Here is a 4,535-nt window from a genome sequence, read left to right as displayed (position 1 = left end):
GCGGATCTGTCACGATCCTTTACACTTCCTCGTCGGGACCTTGTGTAACATTCATCAACCTGTTGATTCAAAATGGATTTTCCTCCTTGGCACGAGAGTTGCTTACTTCTCAGGGCAAATCGCACCTGTGCGACCTGGAGGATCGAATGAAGAGCATCATCAACAAGACCCTGACAGTGGCCGCCGTCGGCGCCGTCATGGCGCTGGGCATGGGTCAGGCCATGGCGGCCCCGACGCCGGTTGCCGGCGTCATCGTCGGCGGCCCCGGCGAGACCACGTTCAAGTTCTCGAACTTGACGGAAAGCTTCGTCGACAGCGTCGGCGACAACCTGTTCGGCTTCGGCCGCGTCACCCAGATCAACGAACTGAACGAAGGCGCCTTCTGCGCCAGCGGCGGTTCCTGCGAACTGACCTATACGTTCCGCGACTACACCGTGACGACGTTCAATCCCGCCGGCGCCGTCAGCACGGCGGTATTCTCCGGCGGCATCATCGACTTCTTCCTGGACGACACGCCCGACAGCAACCTGGCGACCACCACCGGCTTCGCCGATGGAACGCCCTGGCTGTCGCTGGTAGGGTTCGAGAGCACCGAAACCTCCGGACCGAATGCCGGTGAGACCGGTACGCTCTTCAGCTCCGGCGCGGCGTTCAACAATTCCGAGCTGATCCGCGGCTTCGGCGCCGGTAACTTGGCGATCACCGGCGGCGCCGCAGCCGACTACTTCGGCAACGGCAACATCGTGACGCTCAGCAGCAGCTTCCAGCCTTCTCCGGAGGGTTGGGTCCTGCCGCTGTCCGGCACTGCCGAGTTGCAGGTGACCGCCGACGTCACTCCCCCGACGGAAGTCCCCGAGCCTGCGACCCTCGCCCTGCTGGGCGCCGGTCTGCTGGGTCTGGGCGCCGCCGCCCGGTCGCGCAAGCAGCGCGGCTAAGGTTGCAGGCCGATGCCGGGGCGGGAACGTCCCGGCATCAACCTTCCTCCAAACTACGAAGAATCGTGGCTGCGACATCCTGAGGGGTTCGCAGTATTTCGCTGTTCCAGAACCGGATCACGCACCAGCCTTGGCTTTGCAGCCAACTGGTTCGCCGCTGGTCATATGGGTTGTCGGCATGCTGGCCACCATCGGCTTCGACGATCAGCATATGTTCAAAGCAGGTGAAATCGGCAATGTACGAGCCGATCGGGACTTGCCGGCGGAATTTGTGCCCGTTTAGACGCCGATCACGCCGGAGTGACCACAAGCGGCGCTCGGCGTCGGTCGAGTCGACTCGCAATTCACGGGCACGAGGGTTCGGCATGCGGGGGTGTTTAGCATAGGGAGCGTGCTCCCTCACCCTCCCCCCGCTGCGCGGCGGGTCCCTTCCTCTCCCAAAGGCAGAGGGGCTACTGATTGCCGATGGATATTCTAAGCTATTACAACCAGTTAGCTTCCTATCGGGTCATTTCGCCACAACACTCTCAGATTGAACTACTTGCTCCTCTCCCTCCGGGAGAGGGAGGGACCCATGCGAAGCATGGGAGGGTGAGGGAGCAGGCTCCACGAAGTCACCACCCTTCTCTTCACCGACGATCAGCTCCTCCAGCGGACGCCGGTGTGACCGGCTGGTGGATCGCATCGACTTCGGACGTCCGATCCGCCCCATGAAGACGAGCTGATCGACCTCAGCTCCCGTCACCCGCGCGACCTCCACCGCCAGCTTTTCCGCCTTCGCCAGAAGCTTCTGGTCTTCCGTGAAGCGCACGCCACGCAACGCATGGGTCGAGAACGCGATCGGCGCCAGACCCGGCTGAAGCGCCAGGCCCAGCATCGTCGCGGTCAGCCAGAAGCGCTGGAGCCGCTCGCCGGCGCGCAGCAGGTCCTCCGGCGTCGGCGGCTGGGAGCGCGGGTTGCGCCACGTCACCGTGAAGTGCCCGGCGCAGTTGACGCCCGGCAGCTTGTCGATCTGGAAACTGGCCGCCCCGGTGCCGGCTAGATTCATCATCTTCACCCGCGACCAGTCCTTCATGGCCCAGCGCATCAGCGAACGGGTCATGCGGTCGAGGCCGATGGCGGTCGCCGGCAAGCCTGCGGGGCTGAAGCGGTTGTCCCAGTCGAGCATCCGGCGGTGGACGTCGTAGGCTTCCCGGCAGCGCAGGCGGATGTCGGTGGCAAGGCCGTTGAGCCGGGCGAAGCTGCGCCGCTGCGGGCGGGCATCGAACCAGGACAGCTTGAGGTCCGGGCCGAGCGCGTTCGCCAGTTCGGCCTTCTGCCGGTCGGTCAGCGCCGTGGTGCTGTAGCTGGTGCGGTCGACCGACCGCAGCCGGACGAAGCCTTCCAGCGGGTCGGCCCGAAGCCCCGGCTGGCGCGGCAGGCGGACGCTGATGACGTCCTCATGGGAACCGTTGGCACCCTCGTTCTCCCGGCGATGGCTCCACTCCATCCGCCGCCCGTAGCGGCTGGCGGCGATGCGCAGGGTCTCCAGCAGGTGGCCGGCGGACAGCAGGGTCGGCTGGCCGTTGTTGTACTCGTAGACGTTGGTCCCGGCTTCGTGATGGATGATGATCGTCACGGCGTCGTCGCCGTCGATCCGGAAGCGCCAGGGCTGGCTATTGTCGCCGCTGGGCGCCCAGCGGGCCAGATCCAGGATGCGCCACATTTCCGACCGGCTTTCCGGCGCGGCGGCGGGCTGGGGCTTCGGCGCGTTGCTCGCGATGGCGCGCATCATTCGGGCACCCAGCTTCTGCTTCAGCCGCTGGCCAATATGCCGGCTGCCGCCGGGCAGGCGCTTGCTGACCAGACGCCCGGTATAGGCGTCGAACTGGTGGAACCAGGGGGCCGCCTTCACGTCGCCGCGCCCCAGCAGGATCTTCAGCGCCTCGATGCCGGTGACGCCGGCGCAGAGCTGGCAGGCCATCGCGGTGGAAGGGCCGCGCTTGTTGACCAGATCCAGGCGCGTCGGGTCGACCAGATAGGACCGGTGCATCGCGCGCGGAGTCAGTCCGACCAGGAAGTTGACGTATTGCTGCTCGACCGGCTGTCCGTCCAGGCCGAAATACTGCTCGAAGGTCATCTGGCCGGGCATGAAGACCAGATAGGCCGTGCCCATCCCGATCGGTCCGGCGGTGATCGCCGGGATGCCCAGCTCGGCGCAGCGCGCGAAGACCTTGGCCCTGATGTCGATCACGAAGAAGTCGAAGCCGTCGATGAACAGATCGACGCCGTCCAGGAAGTCGTCGATGTTGTCGTCGTTGATCCCGTTGGGGAAACGCCGGATCTCGGCGGTCGGGTTGATGTCGCGCGCCATGCCGGCCATGACGTCGACCTTGGGGCGGCCGACCGTGGCGGTGGAAGCGCCGATCTGGCGGTTGAAATTGACGGTCTCGAAGACGTCCATGTCGGCGACATGGAACGAACCGATGCCGAGGCGCGCCAGCGTCAGGAGATGAACCCCGCCTACTCCCCCCATTCCCGCTATGGCGATCCGTTTGGTGCGCAATACCTGCTGCTCCCATTCGGTCACCCATCCGATGTTGCGGCTGAACGCCTCGTCGTAGTCGAAGTCGGCGGCGCGCGCAGGCATCGCTGGAATGGTCATGGTCGGCAAGATCCTTGTTTCCTCCGGGCCGCCCCCCGTCTGTCAGCGCATGGCGGCGCGGCGCTCGGGCATCGCCTGTGCGGCGATCACATCGTCAACGGTCACTTCAACGTCATTCGGGTCGGCGGCTTCCGCCCCGGTCGCCTGCGGCAGCGGCCAAAGCCGGCCACCGTCGGTAATCACGTCCCAAACGTCCGGGCGCTCGGCATGGACGCGGGCCAGCATGGCATCCAGATCGACCCAGCAGGGCTGGCGCCGTCCGTGGTACTCGACCAGCGACCCCAGCGGGTTGAAGTGAATGCCGAGACGGGTCAGCAGGCGAAGCAGAGCCGGCTCCATCACGGCGGCCCAATGGGTCATGCCCTCCCGCACGCTCATCTCGACACAGGATTTAATAAGTCCGAGCGGCAGATGGAAGAGCATCTTGCGCCATTCTTCGGACGAGAGCTGCGCTTCGAAGCCCTGGTCGGGCGTGTGGTGGCGGAAGCTCTTGACGATGGAGAAGCGGGAAATCTCGGCGGTGCGCCAGACCGGGAAGGGAGCCACGTCGTCGGCGGCTATCGCTCCGGCGATCCGCTGCATCGGGAGCACGCGGCGCTCGCCGTCCTCGTCGGGAAGAACCAGGCGGACGGTGCCGATGGCATTGCCGGTCGCGTTGTGGGTCAGGATAGAGTGGGCGGAGTGGCTGTCGAAGCCGTCGCGCTCAAGGCCGTCGGGGTTGTCGGCGGGATCTTCGAACCCGTTGTCGATGCAGTAGACCTGGAAACGAACTCGGAAACATTCGTTCCTGTCTTCGGCGGTATCGGCAACAGAAGAAGAAAATACAGAATTGTAATACTCTAAACCGGAAATTCCCGAGGATTGGCGCCCTGAAGTCTGTGCCGCTACCTGCCTTGGTTCCTGCCGGACCTGGGATACGACTTGTGAACCGTCATAGGATAGAGAGCTGGCATTGG

At 64.9% G+C, this 4,535-nt stretch carries 4 protein-coding genes; 1 reads left to right on the top strand and 3 read right to left on the bottom strand.

Translation table 11 applies throughout. The features are described 5' to 3' along the window. The first annotated feature begins 146 nt into the window (after positions 1-146). The gene (locus tag AC5JJ6_RS00380; protein ID WP_496040136.1) at positions 147-935 is read left to right on the top strand and encodes a PEP-CTERM sorting domain-containing protein; all 789 of its coding nucleotides are present in this window, start codon (positions 147-149) and stop codon (positions 933-935) included. A 37-nt stretch (positions 936-972) separates the two neighbouring features. On the opposite strand, the gene AC5JJ6_RS00375 is transcribed toward AC5JJ6_RS00380, so the two are convergent. The 3 genes from AC5JJ6_RS00375 to AC5JJ6_RS00365 form a co-directional block, all read right to left on the bottom strand. Next, positions 973-1,302 (bottom strand): endonuclease domain-containing protein, encoded by a 330-nt coding sequence (locus AC5JJ6_RS00375; RefSeq protein ID WP_496040135.1) that lies wholly within the window; start codon positions 1,300-1,302, stop codon positions 973-975. Positions 1,303-1,443: 141 nt separating this feature from the next. After that, positions 1,444-3,579, bottom strand: a complete 2,136-nt coding sequence (locus AC5JJ6_RS00370; protein ID WP_496040134.1) for a ThiF family adenylyltransferase — start codon at positions 3,577-3,579, stop codon at positions 1,444-1,446. Positions 3,580-3,621: 42 nt separating this feature from the next. Then, positions 3,622-4,535 (bottom strand): PEP-CTERM/exosortase system-associated acyltransferase (locus AC5JJ6_RS00365; protein ID WP_496040133.1); only part of this gene is annotated, 914 nt, incomplete at its 5' end.

The organism is Skermanella sp. (assembly GCF_059503625.1).
Note: the sequence above shows the minus strand (reverse complement) of the source record. Positions and strands in the feature narration are given on the sequence as shown.

What these genes read in the sequence shown, in the direction of transcription:
- AC5JJ6_RS00380 (WP_496040136.1), top strand. Translation starts at nt 147, where the DNA reads ATGAAGAGCATCATCAACAAGACCCTGACAGTGGCCGCCGTCGGCGCC.
- AC5JJ6_RS00375 (WP_496040135.1), bottom strand. Translation starts at nt 1,302, where the DNA reads ATGCCGAACCCTCGTGCCCGTGAATTGCGAGTCGACTCGACCGACGCC.
- AC5JJ6_RS00370 (WP_496040134.1), bottom strand. Translation starts at nt 3,579, where the DNA reads ATGACCATTCCAGCGATGCCTGCGCGCGCCGCCGACTTCGACTACGAC.